The sequence below is a fragment of the Levilactobacillus hammesii DSM 16381 genome, from assembly GCF_001434395.1.
Lineage (GTDB): Bacteria > Bacillota > Bacilli > Lactobacillales > Lactobacillaceae > Levilactobacillus > Levilactobacillus hammesii.
This window is the reverse complement of the sequence record NZ_AZFS01000008.1, coordinates 1-1,204: the sequence shown is the minus strand read 5'-3', so window position 1 is coordinate 1,204 and position 1,204 is coordinate 1. Positions and strand designations below refer to the sequence as shown.

General features: G+C 44.4%; 1 protein-coding gene. It reads left to right on the top strand.

What is annotated here, in order from left to right:
- The first annotated feature begins 119 nt into the window (after positions 1–119).
- The gene (locus FD28_RS01020; RefSeq protein ID WP_043023465.1) at positions 120–1,145 is read left to right on the top strand and encodes an IS30 family transposase; all 1,026 of its coding nucleotides are present in this window, start codon (positions 120–122) and stop codon (positions 1,143–1,145) included.
- The last annotated feature ends 59 nt before the right edge of the window (positions 1,146–1,204 follow it).

Sequence of the window (1,204 nt, the reverse complement as noted above, 5' to 3'; positions counted from 1 at the left end):
CCTCGATTTAAAATTGAAGTGCAACACCTGCTCTACTAGACCAGTTCTTTATTCAGACTAGTCAAAAAGGCCATGAAGACCTATTCTTAATTCACCACAAACAAGAAAGAGGTATCTTCATGACCCGAATTAAGAATATCATATCTAATCAGTATCACCAACTCAATTTAGCTGAACGTGGTCGAATTGAAGCCCTAAGGGGCTTAGATTGGTCCATCCGCCGGATTGCCAAGGCTCTTCATCGTAATCCCAGTACGATTTCGCGTGAATTAAGACGGGGGACAACAACACAGATTAACGCTAATACTCGTATCTTCGAACAGTCATATCTGGCGGAAACTGGCGAAGCAGTTTATCGTAAGCACCGGCTAAACAGCTGTTATCGTGGACTCTTTGATCACTGTCAAACCTTCTGTAATGCTTTGGTTACAGCTTTAAAAGCTCGCCCCAGAATGCATAGTGTGGATACTTTTGTTCACCAATTCAAGACTAATTACCCAGGAGTTGTCTGTCCCTCAACACCGACGGTGTATCGATACATTGATGACCAGCGTTTAACTATCCGTAATTCAGACCTACCAGCTAAACTCCGTCGCCGAGTCAAACGTCCCGGAACAAAGCATCACCGAATCAATAAGAAGAATCTGGGCCATTCAATCGAAGAGCGTCCCACTGTGGTTCAAGCACGTCAAGAGCTTGGACACTGGGAAGGTGACTTGGTCAAAGGTAAACGAGTTGAATCTGAGCCAGCATTAATGACTTTGACTGAACGTGTTAGTCGTTTAGAAATCATCGTTAAACTTCCCAATTATCATGCCGACACTTGCTTGAAAGCCCTCCAGAACACCTTATATGACTATGGAACTGAGTACTTTAAAACCATTACTTTTGATAACGGTGCCGAGTTCTCAAGCTTGAGCCAAGTGGCGGGAACGGACATCTACTTTGCCCATCCTTATTCACCATGGGAACGCGGAACCAATGAGAACACTAACGGCCTTTTGCGCGAGTTCTTCCCGAAGGGTAGATCCTTGGTTTTGGCCTCACTCATTGATATTCAGCTGGCTCAGGATACCTTAAACAACCGGCTGCGGCGTTCATTAAACTATCGTTGCCCAGCCGATCTAATGCCTGAACTAGCTTAGCAACTAGACCACTTCTAAGAATAGATTCTTAGTGTTGCACTTGATTTGACAATTGAGGA